We start from the raw sequence: 15,576 nt of genomic DNA, 5'->3' as shown, positions 1-15,576 counted from the left end.
TTTGTATTATAGGTGTAAATTTGTTACAAAATTACCCTTTAATTTAGGAAAATGACTAAGCTGAGTGTAAATATTAACAAGATTGCCACCTTGCGAAATGCACGGGGAGGCAACAATCCTGATGTGGTCAAAGTTGCTTTGGATGCTGAAAGGTTCGGTGCACAGGGCATCACGGTCCATCCAAGACCAGATGAAAGACATATTCGGTACCAGGATGTATTGGATTTGAGTCCTGTACTGACCACAGAGTTCAACATTGAAGGGTATCCCGACAAGCGATTTATGGAAATGATCCGTTTGATAAAACCTGCACAAGCTACCTTGGTCCCTGACCCGCCACATGTGCTGACCTCCAACAATGGCTGGGATACCATCGCCCATCAAAGCATGTTGAGGGACATCGTGGCCGAGCTTCACGAAAGCGGAACGAGGGTCTCTATATTCATCAACCCAGAACCGAAATATTTTGAACCGGCTAAGACCACGGGAACGGACCGCGTGGAATTGTACACGGAGCCCTATGCTACCGGATTCCCAATAGACAAACACGCTGCCGTAAAACCCTATATTGAAGTGGCACTTCTGGCGCAGTCGCTCGGTCTTGGCCTGAACGCCGGCCATGATTTGGACCTACACAATCTCAAATTTCTGAAAGAAAGTATCCCCTTTTTGGATGAAGTTTCGATTGGTCACGCATTGATCTGTGACACGCTTTACTATGGCCTGGAGAATACAATCCAAATGTACCGAAGACAATTAGAATAGGTGTTTGACGGATGGAAGCTGTGGAAGAATCCAATTTTAAGCGTTCTCTTCTTTGAGAAAATCCAATCCATTACAACAGCATCAGAAATTTCAAAAACTTGAAAAATAATGCCGGGCACACAATGATCGACATCTTGAAGATCGGGAATCCCAAAACAGACATAAAACATGAAACTTAATTTTAAGAAAACCGGAGAGGGAGAACCCTTGATCATTTTACACGGACTTTTTGGATCGGCAGACAATTGGTTCAGCATTGCCCGCGACTTGGGAAAAAGCTACACCCTATACTTGGTGGATCAAAGGAACCATGGAGATTCCCCGCAAAGTGAGGATTGGGATTATGAGGTGATGGCAGAAGACATTGCGGAGTTGATGAAAGATGAGGGATTGGCATCCGCCTACTTGATGGGCCATTCCATGGGAGGAAAAACAGCCATGTTCTTTGCATTGAAATATCCGGAAAAAGTCAGGAAATTGATCGTTGCCGATATTGCCCCACGCCAATACCCTGTTCATCACCAAACCATTTTGGAAGGCTTGAACGCCATCAAATTGGAAGACCTAAAATCGAGGAAAGAAGCAGACGACCTATTGTCCAAATACATTTCCGACTCAGGTATCCGACAATTTCTCCTGAAGAGTTTGGGTCGCGATCAGGACGGGAATTTCATCTGGAAAATCAATCTACCCGTGATCACGGCTAAAATCGAAAATGTCGGAGAAGCCCTTGACCTTGATGGCACCTTTGATAATCCAACCCTATTTATGGGGGGAGCCAACTCGAATTATATCAACGAGGGGGATAAAGCAGACATCGACCGCTTTTTCCCGGATCATAAAATCATCCACCTGAAAAATGCGGGGCATTGGCTTCATGCCGAACAGCCGGAAGCCGTAATACAAACCGTAAAGGCATTTCTGGGTTGATGGGAGATTTGCTCCACTGCACAGGCAATCCCACTGGTTTTAGACGCATGGCCTTGGCTATTATTCTGATTAATCGGCTAATTTTGCACCTGACAACCAATGGCCATAATCTTTTTGGCTTTCAGGAAAACTCAAATCGCTTATGGCGCTCAAAATAGATGTACCGAATGGAGAATAAAGGAAAATTGTATCTCATCCCAAGTATCCTTGCGGAAAATACATCCGACAAAGTGATCAGTCCACAAATCAAGGAAATTGTCAAAAACACCCATTCCTATCTGGTGGAAGATCTCCGCACGGCCCGCCGCTATATCAGCAGCCTGAAAATGGGTTTGACGATCGAAAATCTTCAGATGGAAATCCTGAACAAAAAAACAAGACCTGGTGAATTGCCTTTGTTGATGAAACCACTCTTTGAAGGGATGGACATGGGGATCATTTCGGAGGCAGGTTGCCCGGGAATCGCGGATCCTGGATCCATAGCCGTGGCCTATGCACATGAAAAGGGAATTCAGGTGGTGCCGCTTTCAGGACCAAGCTCGATGTTTTTGGCTTTGATGGGCTCAGGATTCAACGGACAGTCTTTTTCCTTTCATGGTTATTTGCCGATCGATAAAAAAGACAAAGTAGCCGCAATCAAAAGACTGGAGGCAGAATCCAGCCAGCATAATCGGACCCAGATTTTCATGGAAACTCCATTCCGAAACAATCCACTTTTGGAGGATCTCAAAAACACCCTTCATCCGGAAACAAAACTCTGCATTGCCAAAAACCTTACCGGAAGCGACGAACTGATCCAAACCAAAAAAATATCCGAGTGGAAGAAAACCAATTTGGACCTCCACAAGATTCCTACTGTATTTGTGATCTATTCGGGGAATTAGATCTATCCGGAAGAATCACCATTCAAACAGATAAAGTTCAAAAGGCAAAGTGGGTGTTGTCTTTCGAAAAAAAACAAACTTAGGGGTTGACCAAAACCCGATAAGAATCATAGGTGATCATGACGTCCGTGACATAAGAAACGGCAATATGCCCTTTGGCAAATCCACTTCGGACAATCGGGTCCCTGTAGAACTTCGGGTCGGATTTCAGGCTGAGGTAATGGGCTACGTTGTTCCACGTCTGTGTGTTTTTCCCATATTTCCGGGTCAATTTCCACGCATCTTCCACATGGCCATGCCCTATATTGTAAGAGGCAAGTATAAATTTGATCCGCTCATTTGTTTCCGGGACCCGTTCTCTCCAGAATTTATCCAGATATCTCAAAAAGTTGACACCACCCATCAGACTTTCCATCGGATCATTCGGATTTTCCACGCCGAAGCGCTCCAAGGTAACTGGCATCAATTGGAGCAATCCAACAGCTCCGGCATAGGAGGTCGCCGTGGTGTCAAACCTGGATTCCTTGTACACCAATGAGGCCAGCAATCTCCAATCCCAGCCCAATGTTTCGGCCCCTTTTTTGATCAGATCATCGTATTCGGAGATCTTGTTTCCTGCCAAGGAAGAGAAGGGACTGTTGTTTCGGAAATAACTGTTTTTTGAATTCAGAAAATATTTCTGGTACAGGATATCAAAGTTGGAAGACTTGTTGTTTTGATCGATCCATTCATTTATTGCCCTTTCCAGCTCAGGCGAATTTTTCCTAATGGCCCAGGCCACTTCCGAAGCTTCACTGATTTCGAGGCTTACATCCAGTTCATCATGGTAGGTTGCATTGACGAGTGCCACATTTTTGTCCACAACGGTAAAATCAATTTCATTTTGGAGAACCTTATCAATCAATGACTCCTTGTCTTCCGAAGCCTCAATGATCGAGAATGAAAGTGCATTTGGATTTTCCAGCGCACAAAGTTGAGATTTATAAACCGATCCTTTCTGAACATGAATGACCCTCTCAGCCAAATCCTCAATCCTATCGATTTTATTTTTACGTCTATTTTGTACCAAAACCGTACTCATCTCACCAAGTCCCTTGGTGAATTTCATAAGTTTGAGTCTCTCCTCCGTTTTTTCAAGGTTCATGGCAATGATGTCCGCTTTCCCTTCATTGAGAGAAATGAAAGCCTCTTCGATATCCGATTTGACAATGAGGTGCAGGCGAACGCCCAATTCCTTGGCCAGATTCCGAAGCATCTCAAACTCATAGCCCATTCTTCTGCCCCTGTAGATATAATAACTCGTGGATGAATTGTCCACAATCGCCCGAATAAACCCTCTCTTTTTGATGGCATCCAAATCCAAGAGAACCGAATTTTCAACGGGATCCTTTTTCGCTTCCCTTTCAAAAAAAGTACATTGAACCCCAAAAATGGCGAAAATCAAAAAAATTGTTATGACTGTTACTGGTTTTTTCATTCGATAAAAGCCTTATTTGACAGGCATGGTGGACATAAAAACGCATTTTAGCAAAAAATATACCAAAATTAAATTTGTAAAAAAATAAAATCCAAGGAAAAAAATTCAAAACGAATCTCTTTCCTTGGATTTCACCAAATTTAATTCTTTTACAGCTGTTTAATTGGAAGGATTGTATTCCTCATAACTGTCCTGAAAATAAATTTTTCCAGAAAGGCGCATGAGTTCGATTTCCTGTTCCTTGATATTGAAAATGGAGGTGATCAATCTGTTTTCAGCGGTAAGAAGGTTGACCTGTGCATCCCTGAATTCAAGGTAATTGGCAATCCCCAGCCTGAACCTTTCCAGTGCAATGTCAGCACTCTCCAAGGCCACTTGATAGTTTTTGCGCTCAATCTCCAAAAGGTTTTTGTTGTTGATATAGGTGTTGTAGGCTCTATAGATATCCGAATTCAATTGGATTTCGTATTGCTGAAGCGCATGTTCCGCATTTTGTTTTTGAACCTTGGCCCCCTGAATCCTTCTATTGAGCGTAAATCCACTGAAGAGATTCAGATTGACATTCACACCATAATTGTATCCTTGTCGCTGGTTTTGCAACAAGAAACCCGCCTCAGAATTGAAGGTGTTGTTGATGTAGTTACCCGTAAGATTAATAGATGGCAAGCGTTGGGCCTGAAATTCCTTCAACTGAAGGAAGGCCACATTTTCCAATCTTTGGGTCACCAGAAACAATTTGTTGTTGGTATAGGCATTTTCAAGCAAATCCTCCAACAATAGGTGTTCTTGAATGAGAATGGTATCCTTGACCATAAATTCCCTGTCTGGTGTGATGGCCAGCAATTCATTTAGGTTGATGCGTGCATTTTGGATGATTTGCTCCTGACTCACGGTAAGCGAAAGGTCAGTATTATAATCCACCTGTGCGGTAAGGAAATCCCTTTTTCCTGCCCCTCCCAATTCATATCGCGCTTGCGCGATATCCAAGCGCGACTTGGAAAGCTCCAAGGTCTTTTGAAGAACATCATTTCGCTGCAATTCCAAGACCAAGCGATAGTAGGCGGAGGAAATTCCAGCAACGGTGTTTTCTATTGCAATTTTGGCGTCCAATTCACTGATCTCTGCCAATTTCCCCAACCTTCTGATGGAGACGATCGATTCCGGGTTAAATCCGTAGATCCCTGCAATGGTGAAATTTTCAGTATCAGATTTTGCTCCCAGAATCTGATTGGGTTCTGGATTGGTGGCAAACTGCTGTTCCACATCTTCCTTGCTATAGTTATGGGTATAAAGTGCATTGACCACGGGCAAGAAGAATGTGCCGAAACCAATTTTCTTTTCAATTTCAGCCAAGGCAGCATTGTTGATGGCGATTTTCACATCATAATTCTTTTCCAAACCGATCTGAACGGCTTTTTCCAAGTCCAAGACTTCAGTCTCTTGGGCCATCAGCATTTGTCCCCCTTGAATCAAAAGGGCAAGGAATAATATCGTTTTTTTCATTAGACTCTGGCTAATCTTCCCTTTTTGGAGGTTAAATAAGTATAAATGGCAGGGATGACAAATAGGGTCAAAACGGTTGAAAATGCCAATCCACCGATTACTGCGACTCCCATGGGCACCCTGCTTTCCGCTCCTGCGCCCAATGCGAGCGCGATGGGGAGAATCCCCAAAATGGTGGATAAACTGGTCATTAATATTGGTCTGAACCTCGCCCCTGCCGCACCTACAATCGCTTCTTCCACAGACATTCCCTGTGCTTTTCTTTGGTTGGCAAATTCGACGATCAGGATTCCGTTTTTGGTCACCAGACCGATCAGCATGATAATTCCAATCTGACTGAAAATATTCAGGGTAAAATCAAATATCCACAAAGAAAACAAGGCCCCGAACAAAGCCAAGGGTACCGTGAACATAATGGTCAATGGATCCAAGAAACTCTCAAACTGTGCTGAAAGGACCAAATAAATCAAGATCAAAGCAAATAGAAACGCGAAAACCAAACTGTTTGAACTTTCCCGGTACTCTTTGGAAAGTCCCGCCAACTCAGTCGAGAAAGATTCATCCAGTACCTCCGCGGCGATTTTATCCATTTCATCCAAACCGGCACCGATGGTATAGCCTGGCGCAAGACCTGCTGATACCGTTGCACTTACGAAACGGTTGTACCGATACAATTGCGGCGGCGTGCTGTTTTCCCGGATGGTGACAAGATTGTCCAATTGAACCAATTCTCCATTTTCAGCCCTTACATAGAGCATTCTCAAATTGATCGGTTCATTCCTGTCCTGAAGATTCATCTCCCCGACGACCTGATACTGTTTGCCATTCATGATGAAATAAGCAAAACGTTGTCCCGAGTAAGACAATTGCAATGTTCTCGCAATTTCCTGAACAGAGATCCCGATGTTTCTTGCCTTCTCCCGATCAATTTCAATCTCAATTTCAGGCTTTGTGAATTTCAGGTTGATATCTGAAAAACTAAAAACAGGGTTTTCTCCCACTTTCTCCATGAAAGTAGGGATAACCTCTTTCAATTTATCCAAGGTGGGTGCCTGCAGTACATATTGAACCGGCAGTCCTCCCCTACGATCCCCAATGGATTGGGGTTGGGTAGCAAATGCCCTTACAGCTGTGAAATCCTTGATTTTTACAGATACTTGATCAAATATTTCCTGTTGGCTTCTTTCCCTTTGTTGCGCATCTTTCAGAATTACCCTCAAGAATCCGGAATTGGTACTTGCCGTTCCAAAACCTGGTGAAGTAACGGTGATGATCCCTTCCCTTTCTTCAGGCGGAATCATTTCCAAAAACTCCTGGGTCATGTTGTCCAGAACATTGTCCATAAATCCGAAAGTGGCACCTTCCGGTCCTGTAAGATTCAATCGGAATTCACCTCTATCTTCCACTGGAGCCAGTTCTGTTGGGATAATGGAAACCAATTGATAGATTCCAAAACCCATCACCAAAATGATCACGAATGCTGACCAACGTACTTTCATGAAACTGTTAAGGGCCGATTCATATTTTTCGTTCAGCCAAAGAAATCCAGGCTCGGTCTTGTTGTAAAACCAATTGTGCTTTTCCCTTTTCTTCAATAAAAAGGTGCTGAGCATAGGGGTCATCGTCAAAGCCACGAAGGAGGAAATAATCACCGAACCTGCGACGACAATCCCAAATTCCCTAAAGAGCCTTCCGGTAGTACCCGTTAAAAATATCACCGGAAGAAATACTGCCGCAAGTGCGATCGTTGTGGCAATTACCGCAAAGAATATTTCCTCGGATCCTTTCTCTGCTGCACTGGCTGGGTTTTCACCTTTTTCAATTCTGGTGTAAATATTTTCCAACACCACAATGGCATCATCCACTACCAAACCAATCGACAGCACGATCCCCAAAAGGGTGAGTACATTGATGGAAAAATCCATCAAATACATGATAAAAAACACGCCAATCAATGAAATCGGGATTGTCAATACCGGAATAAAGGTAGTCCTCCAATCCCTCAAAAACAGAAATATGATCAGCACCACCAGGACAAAAGCCAGAAGAATGGTTTCTTGCACCTCACTGATGGAACTCCTGATGTAATTGGTCGAATCAAAACCGATATCCAACTTCACATCTGCCGGTATATCCTTCTTGATCAACTCCAATCTCTTGTAAAATTCATCAACGATTTCGATGTTATTGGATCCTGGCAGAGGAACCAAAACCACACCGACCATGGGTACACCGTCTCGCTTCAATACGGTCCTTTCATTCAGGGCTGCCAATTCCGCCTTTCCGATATCCTGGAATCGGACGATATTGTTTTGATCTTCCTTGATGATCAGGTCATTGAATTCCTGTGGGGTACTCAATCTACTTTTGGTCCGCACAGAGAGTTCAATCGCGGAACCCTCAATCCTCCCGGAGGGCAGTTCAACATTTTCACTTTGCACCTTGTTGAGTACATCCAATGGTGTAATTCCATAGGAGGCCATTCGAAGGGGATCCATTCTCAAGCGGATGGCATATCTTTTTTCCCCCCAGATTTGAACCGTACTTACTCCCGGGATGGTTTGTAATCTTTCTTTGAATATATTGTTGGCGATATCGGAAATCTCCAGAAGGCTTCTTTCGTTGCTTTGGACATTCAAAAAGACAATGGGCTGAGAGTCAGCATCTGCCTTGGATACCACAGGAGGTTCTGTATCCGGTGGTAAATTTCTTTGTGCGCCGGAAACTTTGTCCCTGACATCATTCGCTGCTGCTTCAAGGTCGGCTCCCACATCAAATTCCACCGTAATGTTACTGGTCCCGTCGTTACTGGTGGAGGTAAGGGATTTGATCCCGGCGATTCCATTGATCGCCTCCTCTAAGGGTTCCGTAATCTGGGCTTCTATGACATCGGCATTGGCACCGACATAAGTTGTCCTTACATTGATAATCGGAGGATCTACGCTTGGGAATTCCCTGATCCCCAGAAAGCTAATCCCGATGATTCCAAACAACAAGATAGTCAGCGACATGACAATCGCCAATACTGGCCTTCGGATACTTATCGTTGATAAACTTGACATGATTAATTGATTTTAGTGTAATTGACAGGCATCCCTGCTCTTACTTGCAATACTCCAGTGGTCAAGACAAGATCACCTTCCCGTACCCCCTCTACAATCTGCACCGAACTCTCGGTCCGTGTTCCTATGGTAATCACTCTTGATTCCACTTTATTCTCAGGGCCAACTACGTATACTTTGTAGCCATTTAGCTCAGGAATAATGGCTTCTGCTGGCACCATAAAGGCATTCTCCTCTATTCCCAAAACGAACCTTATTCTCACAAACATTCCGGGCAAGAATTTTCGCTCTTTATTGGGGCTTTGTGCACGCAACTTAAGGGTTCTGGTCGCGGGATCAATATTTGGCTCGAAGGCATAGACAACGCCCTCTACTTCCACTCCTCCGACTTCATTGGAGAAGAAAATCTTGGAGTTTAACTTCACTGAATTGGCATAGCGCTCCGGGATGGAAAACTCAATTTTAATGGGATCGATGTTGATGATACTCGCGATCACATCTGAAGTACCGATGACACTCCCTTCAGAGATTTGTCTCAGCCCCAAAACTCCGTCAAAGGGAGCTCTGATCACAGTTTTGCTTAACTGCGCCTGGATCAGTCTAAGGTCTGCAAGGTTGGTGTTGAATTGGTTCAATACGATATCATATTCTTCCTGACTGATCGCTTCTCTTTCCAACAATTGTTTTTGCCTGTTTTCTTGGCTTTCAAAAAGTTTTTTGGTGAATTCCAATCGGTCATATTGTGCGGAAAGTTCATCGTCATTCAAATAAATGAGGGGCGTTCCTTTTTTGACAAATTGACCCTCTTTAAAAGCGACACGCTTCACCAAGCCTGAGATTTCTGGTCGCAGGCTTACGGATTCGTTTGGAAGTATCGTACCCGTGATATTGAGATTGTTTTCCAGCCTTTCCTTTTTCACTTCCACTACCTTAACGGGAAGTTCCTGTGGATTGGCTTGAGAACTTGAAGCTGTTTGGGAGGATGGATTGCTCTCACCTTTGAATTGGCTCAGTCTGGGGTAAAGAAAAATAATGGCTACCACTAGAACAATGGCGATGATCAAAATGGTTTTCGTTTGCTTTTTCATCCGAAGGCTTCAAAATAGATTTTAATGGGGTTGATTTTGTTCTCTGATAAACTGAAGGGACAATTGGTTGAACTCTTCAGGTTGCTCTACATTGACTACGTGTCCGCAGGCTTTGACAATTTTCAAGAAGGAAAGTTTATGCTCCATGACGATTTTTTTTACCGGTTCCAAAAACATAAGGTCTTCATCCCCCATGATATATAGCGTGGGTATGGACATGTCCTTTTCCTTGAAATATTTCAAGAGCGGATTGATATCCTTGGTCAATTTAAACCAGCGGATAAATTCTTTCTGACAAAGTCTTTTGGCTTCCCTGATAAAGAGGTTTCTAGACTCGGAATGGTGCCTTCTAGGTAGAATCACCCAAGCAAACAGACTGTACAACCACATATAAGGTAGAATGCTTTTAAAGGCATTTCCCAGAAAAACCAAAAGTCTAGAGCTAAGATTGAGCCGGGTAATCGCTCCCGCCATAATCAAGGATTTCACCCTATCAGGCTCCATCTCTGCCAGCTGCCTTGCCAAAACCGTCCCTAAAGAAACCCCCATGATATGTGCGGGAGGCAACTTGAGATGATCCAGTACTTCAATGATATCGGTCGTGACCGCAGGAAAGGTATAGGCCTCATCCCAAAGGTTTTTGATTGAATTTGCGGATTTTCCATGGCCCCTCAGATCAATCAAAAGCAGATTGAACTCTTCCCGAAACTCCCTGATCTGCTTGTACCAGATAGAAGAGGAACCTCCAGCTCCATGTATGAATACCACCCACTCCTTGCTGGAGGGGTGTTCGTACATTTTATAATATAACATTGCCTTTTTCATTGGTGGTTCGGCTATAACAGTGGAGAAGGAAATAAGGTTACCAAATGCAAATTTAAAAGTAATCCATGTCTGAAAAAAACAAATTAAACACAGATGGCTGCGCTGGGCGATCAGTGGTGTTTATGTGTAAAGTACAGAATGGAAAGGAAGGTCTGTTTCATAGGAGCCCATTTCCCTTTGTGTTCAATTGTTTGCTTATTGGTATTTAAAAAAAAAAAGGCCACTCAAAAGGAGGCCACTGAAAAAGTCCTTAAATATTTTAAAACTCTTGAATAATAAAATAAAGGCTCTGAGAATCGTCTGTACGAATGTAGTTATGAGTCCGGACCCAAATACTTTACAGAAAAAGAGGCTGTTTGCTACATAGAAAACAGCCTCTTTTGATAATTAACCACTTTTTCAGTACCCTCCTCAAAAGAGTGGCCTTTTTTTTTAAATAATTATTTTATTAGAAAATATATCTCAAACCAACTTGCATGCTCCAAGTCGTTCCAAAACCAGATGCATTTTGGAACGGAGTATTCGGCAATTGGTTGGAAACTCTAACCATGTTGAAGGCAGGTGTTGCACTAACTGAGCCTGATCTTGACAACAATCTTTGAGCATTATTCAGATTTTCCTGAATTCCCCATTCGTTATTCAAGAGATTTCCAAAGTTCACAATGTCAAGGGAAAGTTGAAGTGTATTTCTTCTTGCACCGATATTGGTATAAATATCCTGAAGTACCCTGACGTCAAACCTGTTCAACCAAGGAGACAAGAAAGCATTTCTAGGGACGTATTCGCCTCTGTATTTTTCCAAACCGTTGGCAGAAACAAATGCATCAAATGCATCTCTTTGCTCCTGTGCTGTGAAAACCACATTGCCACTTTGAACGATGTTCACAAAGTTCAAATCATTTGAATTTCTTGGAAGGTAAAGAAGATCAGCATTGATGCCATCACCGTTCAGGTCGTTTCCATATACATAAGAGAATCTTCCTTGGTGCGATCCATTAAAAAACACACCAAAGGTAGTTGCAAAATGGTTTGCATACTCGATCCTGTAGTTCATGCTTGCAATGACCCTGTGCGGCAATGCAAAGTTGGAAATATTCAACATCTGATCATTTGGACTATTGATCGTTGGGCTTCCACCCCATGCAGAGTTGGCGGAAGAACCTGCGTTTGCAGAAACTTCTTGTGCCTCAGAGTAAGTGTAGAACACCGATCCAGAGAATCCTCTGAAATCAGGAACGGTCAGTCCTACTGTAGCACTCAATGCATATCCTTTGACGCTTGTGTTTGTCAAAATAGTTGCATTATTGGCTCCCATCACTGGATTGTAAGTAGCAGATGCCCCTTGGACCAATTCTCTTGTATCACCAGCATCACCTGGTTCTCCACTGGATCCATAATTCATTCTGAGGTTAGAAACCGCCCTGTTTGCACCATATTGGAAGACGGCATTGATATCTCTTGTATAAAGGAGATCAGTGGTCAAAACAAAAGGTGTGTTTGGTAATTTATAATCCGCACCCAAACTGGATCTCCATACCATTGGCATTCTGAAATCTTGGTCCACTAGGGCGAAAGATCCCGGAGCTCCGCCAGCTGGGCTGGAGATGAATACATTTTCACCACCAGCAGGAGGGTTTTTCACATAATGGTATCTGTCTGGGTTAAAAGTGATATTACCTATCCAAGGAGCAACTTGCGCATAACTTCCTGGCTCGATTGTATTTTGCAAAACACCTGAAGCAGTTGGCATATTCGTCAACCATACAAATGGTACTCTACCAGAGAATACACCAGTTCCTCCTCTAAGGACTAAGCTTCTGTCACCGTTCACGTCAAAGTTGAAACCAGCTCTTGGGGAAACCATCAACCTAGATTTTGGCCATGTGCCAGAATCGTAATTGGTTGGCATTCCAAATTGATTTTGGAGAGTGATTGCATTAATAGATGGATTTGGAGTCAATTCATTCAGATAAAGTGGCAACTCAGCTCTTACACCGAAAGTAACAGCCAATCTATCATTGACACTGTATCTATCCTGAACATACATAGAAGCCAATCCAAAATTCACCCTTGCATATGTCTCTTGACCTGCATATGGATAAGTCAAGGCAAAAGTGATAGGAGCAACTTCATTTGGTGTTCCTGTGGTCAAGAAATCCTCCACAGAAGCGTATCTGTAATAAGAAGTCCCCGCTCTTGTAAAACTGTTACCAAAATTTTGTACTTCGAAAGCCACTCCACCAGTGATGGTATGTTTGCCTTCTACATAAGTCAAATTGTTGATGATCGAGTAGTTGTTGTTGATGACATCGTTGTTGAATGTGAACAATTCAGTACCAAAACTCATATAATTGGCATCACCATTCCCTCTGCCTGCATCCCAAATATCCACAAATGGAAATATTTGATCAGATGGTGAGGTTCTTTTGTCCTGGATTCTGGAATAAGTGGCCAACAACTGGTTGGAAACTTTCGGAGAAATATAACTGTTCAATTCAGCGGTTACTGATCTTACAGAGTTTTCAAACCCATAGTTACCATTTTCAAAGGTCATGGAATTTTCAGAAACCCTGTTGAAAGGGGATCTTGGAGACGGACCTGAATTGCCGTTTGCCAATTGGTTAGAGATACCGACTACTTGGTTGTATCTCACAGCAAGTTTATTCTTCTCGTTGATGTTCCAATCCACTCTTGCCAAAAACTTGGTATTGAATTGTTTGGCCTCTGAAGCGTATCCTTCATATCTTCCTGGATCGTAATCCCAAACGTTGAGCAAGTGATTTCTCACTGATTCCAATTCTGGTCTTGTTACCCTTGAAATATTGTTTTGGGCATCAGCAACACCATCTGCGGAAGGTCTCCAAAGGTTGGTTCCACTAGCATTTGCTCCGGTTTGCTCTTCTCTTTCCGCATTCACGAAAAAGAACAATTTATTTTTGATGATCGGACCACCTAATCTAAAGCCGAAGTTTTGAGTGCCGGCATCCACTCTTTCAATTTCATTGTCACCAATTCTTCTTCCCTGAAGATCTTGGTTTTTGGCGAAATAATAGGCGGAACCTTGAATCGTGTTCGTTCCTGATTTTGTTACCGCATTGATACCTGCTCCAGTAAATCCAGATTGGGTGACATCAAAGGGTGCGATGTTAACCGTGATTTCCTCGATCGCATCCAAAGAGATCGGTTGTGCATTTCCACCTGGCAGTGGATTTCCACTCAATCCAAATGCGTTGTTGAAGTTTGCACCATCTATTTGAAGGTTATTGTATCTGGCGTCTCTACCGGCAAATGAAGTTCCATTTGCTTGAGGAGTCAATCTTGTAAATTCAGTAACACTTCTGTTGATTTGAGGAAGTGCATTGAGCTGCTCCTTGCTGATGTTTGTCGCCGTTCCAGTTCTATTCGAATTAAAATCAGAAGAAGACGTGGCAGTGATGATCACTTCATTCAAATCCGTACTTCCATCACTCAATACAGCATTCAAAGCATAAGGCTCACCAAGTCTTAGGCTAATTCCCGTGAAAGATTGGGTTTGGTAACCGATAAAACTCACTTGAATGGTGTAAGGACCACCAATTCTTAAATTTGGTAGCGTAAACCTTCCATTGATGTTGGAAACAGCACCGTATCTAGTACCGGACGGCTCATGGATTGCCACGACATTCGCTCCAGGAAGTGTTTCTCCTGAAGAATCGGTAACAAGTCCTTGAACGGAACTTGTTGTAACTTGTGCCATCACGGTATTCGCTGCGAAAAACAGCATCACCACCGCAAATAGACCTTTTAGTAAAGTTTGCCTCATAATTTTTGATTTTTGTGGAATTTGAATAATGGATTTAATTCTGTTTTGGTTTTCCGAGTACAAATGTAGAAGAGAAAACCTAGTTTTTATTTTTCTAAATGTTAAGTTTTAACATTTATTCACAATATTACTTAACAATTCCTTAACATTAAATAGCAAAGGAAATTTTCTTTTTTTCCATTATTTTACATTTATCATGGTTTTGAGTCTCGTTTTTTCGCTTTATTTTGAAATTAAGTTCTGAGGTCATTTCAAATGTTAACAAATCTTTAAGAAAATGTTAATCCGAAACTTTACGCCGTTTTACAGATACAAATGGCTGGATTCTGTATATATTTAACACAAAAAATTAGTAACGGATGAAAAATAACAATATCCTTTGGCTGTATTTGTTCTTGATTATTGGGGTTTTGGATCTTTTTTTTACGGCTCAGGGAGATTCCGACCTCAGGATTTATTCCAAGCCACTCATTATCTTAAGTTTATTTATGTATTTTTTTCAGATCAGCAAAGTGATCGAAGGCACAATTTTAAGAAAGTCCATGCTTTCGGCGCTTTTCTTTTCTTGGCTGGGAGACATTCTATTGCTTTTCCCGAATCTGTTTCTGTATGGTCTTGGCGCTTTTCTAATGGCCCATATTTGTTTGATCATCGGATTTAAAATCAGCCAAAACAAACCTTTCGAAATCGGGAAGGTCAATTTTATCAAGCTCTTTCTGTACAATCTTCCCATATACATCTCCGCGGCTTTTGTCTATTACCTGATCCAGCCCAATCTTCACGAGATGAAAATCCCCGTCATCATCTATGTTTTGGTGATCGTAATGATGGTGACTACGGCCAGGGAAAGATACCATAAAACCATACCCGAGAGTTTCTGGCAGGTATTTATCGGTGGCTTGTTTTTTATGATTTCCGACGGCATTTTGGCCCTGAATCTTTTTTTCAACCCCTTCCCAGAGTCAGGCGTCCTTGTGATGGGTACCTATATCGTCGCCCAACTGCTGATCGTGATGGGGATAAGAAGCCATTATTTATCCGTAAAGGCATGAGCGATTTTATATGGATTCCCTAAAATCCAACGGGCATTCATAAAGAGATGGGAAGAATAAGCTTCTGTTTATAAAAAAATGATGCTGCTCTAAAAAAATTGACCCCATTCCAATAATGTTCCCATTCTTAAAAAAACAAGGTTTATTCGTTAAAAAACTTCCTGAAAAAGCCAAGTCTTCCTTCCTGA

At 42.5% G+C, this 15,576-nt stretch carries 10 protein-coding genes; 4 read left to right on the top strand and 6 right to left on the bottom strand.

Annotated features, from left to right (window positions below; genetic code table 11):
• Positions 1-51: 51 nt before the first annotated feature.
• The 3 genes from F824_RS0102005 (at position 52) to F824_RS0101995 (ending at position 2,579) form a co-directional block, all read left to right on the top strand.
• Positions 52-765: a pyridoxine 5'-phosphate synthase gene (locus F824_RS0102005; RefSeq protein ID WP_019596175.1), complete on the top strand. Its 714-nt coding sequence runs from the start codon at positions 52-54 to the stop codon at positions 763-765.
• 168 nt (positions 766-933) lie between these two features.
• Positions 934-1,695 carry an alpha/beta fold hydrolase gene (locus F824_RS0102000; protein WP_019596174.1) on the top strand — a complete coding sequence of 254 codons (762 nt, stop codon included), beginning with the start codon at positions 934-936 and terminating at the stop codon, positions 1,693-1,695.
• A gap of 158 nt (positions 1,696-1,853) precedes the next feature.
• A complete protein-coding gene (locus F824_RS0101995; RefSeq protein ID WP_019596173.1) occupies positions 1,854-2,579 on the top strand; it encodes an SAM-dependent methyltransferase in 726 nt (241 codons plus the stop codon).
• Between the two features lie 79 nt (positions 2,580-2,658).
• On the opposite strand, the gene F824_RS0101990 is transcribed toward F824_RS0101995, so the two are convergent.
• The 6 genes from F824_RS0101990 to F824_RS0101965 form a co-directional block, all read right to left on the bottom strand.
• Entirely contained in the window at positions 2,659-4,056 is a 1,398-nt protein-coding gene (locus F824_RS0101990) for an MltF family protein (RefSeq protein ID WP_019596172.1), read from the bottom strand.
• Positions 4,057-4,215: 159 nt separating this feature from the next.
• Entirely contained in the window at positions 4,216-5,559 is a 1,344-nt protein-coding gene (locus F824_RS0101985) for a TolC family protein (RefSeq protein WP_019596171.1), read from the bottom strand.
• A complete protein-coding gene (locus F824_RS0101980; RefSeq protein WP_026333444.1) occupies positions 5,559-8,621 on the bottom strand; it encodes an efflux RND transporter permease subunit in 3,063 nt (1,020 codons plus the stop codon). The genes F824_RS0101985 and F824_RS0101980 overlap by 1 nt, the downstream gene beginning before the upstream one ends.
• Before the next feature lie 2 nt (positions 8,622-8,623).
• Positions 8,624-9,709, bottom strand: a complete 1,086-nt coding sequence (locus tag F824_RS0101975) for an efflux RND transporter periplasmic adaptor subunit (protein ID WP_019596169.1) — start codon at positions 9,707-9,709, stop codon at positions 8,624-8,626.
• A gap of 21 nt (positions 9,710-9,730) precedes the next feature.
• Complete coding sequence (locus F824_RS0101970; protein ID WP_033405034.1) at positions 9,731-10,522, bottom strand: alpha/beta fold hydrolase; 792 nt, start codon at positions 10,520-10,522, stop codon at positions 9,731-9,733.
• A 460-nt stretch (positions 10,523-10,982) separates the two neighbouring features.
• Positions 10,983-14,336 (bottom strand): TonB-dependent receptor, encoded by a 3,354-nt coding sequence (locus F824_RS0101965; RefSeq protein WP_026333443.1) that lies wholly within the window; start codon positions 14,334-14,336, stop codon positions 10,983-10,985.
• 359 nt (positions 14,337-14,695) lie between these two features.
• On the opposite strand from F824_RS0101965, the gene F824_RS0101955 reads away from it, so the two are divergent.
• A complete protein-coding gene (locus tag F824_RS0101955) occupies positions 14,696-15,388 on the top strand; it encodes a lysoplasmalogenase (RefSeq protein ID WP_019596165.1) in 693 nt (230 codons plus the stop codon).
• The last annotated feature ends 188 nt before the right edge of the window (positions 15,389-15,576 follow it).

Source organism: Rhodonellum psychrophilum GCM71 = DSM 17998 (assembly GCF_000381545.1).
Classification (GTDB): domain Bacteria; phylum Bacteroidota; class Bacteroidia; order Cytophagales; family Cyclobacteriaceae; genus Rhodonellum; species Rhodonellum psychrophilum.
The sequence above is the reverse complement of the archived record's forward strand: the minus strand, read 5'-3'. Positions and strand labels throughout refer to the sequence as shown.

What these genes read in the sequence shown, in the direction of transcription:
- F824_RS0101965 (WP_026333443.1), bottom strand. Translation starts at nt 14,336, where the DNA reads ATGAGGCAAACTTTACTAAAAGGTCTATTTGCGGTGGTGATGCTGTTT.
- F824_RS0101985 (WP_019596171.1), bottom strand. Translation starts at nt 5,559, where the DNA reads ATGAAAAAAACGATATTATTCCTTGCCCTTTTGATTCAAGGGGGACAA.
- F824_RS0102005 (WP_019596175.1), top strand. Translation starts at nt 52, where the DNA reads ATGACTAAGCTGAGTGTAAATATTAACAAGATTGCCACCTTGCGAAAT.
- F824_RS0102000 (WP_019596174.1), top strand. Translation starts at nt 934, where the DNA reads ATGAAACTTAATTTTAAGAAAACCGGAGAGGGAGAACCCTTGATCATT.
- F824_RS0101990 (WP_019596172.1), bottom strand. Translation starts at nt 4,056, where the DNA reads ATGAAAAAACCAGTAACAGTCATAACAATTTTTTTGATTTTCGCCATT.
- F824_RS0101975 (WP_019596169.1), bottom strand. Translation starts at nt 9,709, where the DNA reads ATGAAAAAGCAAACGAAAACCATTTTGATCATCGCCATTGTTCTAGTG.
- F824_RS0101995 (WP_019596173.1), top strand. Translation starts at nt 1,854, where the DNA reads ATGTACCGAATGGAGAATAAAGGAAAATTGTATCTCATCCCAAGTATC.
- F824_RS0101970 (WP_033405034.1), bottom strand. Translation starts at nt 10,522, where the DNA reads ATGTTATATTATAAAATGTACGAACACCCCTCCAGCAAGGAGTGGGTG.
- F824_RS0101980 (WP_026333444.1), bottom strand. Translation starts at nt 8,621, where the DNA reads ATGTCAAGTTTATCAACGATAAGTATCCGAAGGCCAGTATTGGCGATT.
- F824_RS0101955 (WP_019596165.1), top strand. Translation starts at nt 14,696, where the DNA reads ATGAAAAATAACAATATCCTTTGGCTGTATTTGTTCTTGATTATTGGG.